The sequence below is a fragment of the Hyphomonas sp. UBA3601 genome, assembly GCF_002375605.1.
Taxonomy (GTDB): domain Bacteria; phylum Pseudomonadota; class Alphaproteobacteria; order Caulobacterales; family Hyphomonadaceae; genus Hyphomonas.
This window is the reverse complement of record NZ_DFME01000047.1, coordinates 2,468-3,178: the sequence shown is the minus strand read 5'-3', so window position 1 is coordinate 3,178 and position 711 is coordinate 2,468. Positions and strand designations below refer to the sequence as shown.

Below are 711 nucleotides of genomic sequence, written 5' to 3'. Positions count from 1 at the left end.
CTTGCTCAGAATTTCTGGCACTTGCTGGTCGCCCGCATGGGTGTTGGTGTGGGCGAAGCAGGCGGTACTCCGCCGGCCACATCCATCATTTCTGATCTCTACGCGCCTCACGAACGCGCCACCGCGCTCGGTATCTACACGACGGGGATTGGCTTCGGCATCCTTGGCGGTTTCGCACTGGGCGGTTTGGTGTATGAAGCGTTCGGCTGGCGCGCGGCATTCTTTATCGCGGGTATACCCGGCCTCATCCTGGCCCTGCTGGTTCGCTTCACACTGAAAGAGCCGAAACGCGGTGCCATTGAACAACGCGTCGATGATGGCGAAGCGCCATCGATTGGCGAAACCCTGAAATTCATTTCAGGCCAAACGTCATTCTTGTTGTTGTTGTTGGGCTGTTGCCTCATCTGTGTCTCGGCAAACGCCTTCCTTGTCTTCACGTCCAGCCACCTCCAGCGCACCTTCGATGTCGGCCCTGGGGATGTCTCCATTCCACTCGGCCTGTTGATTGGTGGCGTCGGCGGGGTCGGCGCAGTCGTCGTCGGCAAGATCTGTGACCGCATGTCTTCGAAGAACCTGGCCTGGCGCCCGTGGACAATTGCAGCCTGTGGCGCGCTTGCCCTGCCATTCGCGTGGCTGTTCCTTCAGGCAGACAGCATCGGTCTTGCCTATGCGTGGAACGTGGTGCCGAGCTTTGTCGGCCTGATCTATGCC

1 protein-coding gene is annotated in these 711 nt (G+C 59.6%); it reads left to right on the top strand.

Annotated elements, in window-relative coordinates; all coding sequences use genetic code 11:
* Positions 1-711: MFS transporter (locus B4F73_RS05465; protein WP_290482682.1), on the top strand; the 711-nt coding region annotated here is incomplete at both ends.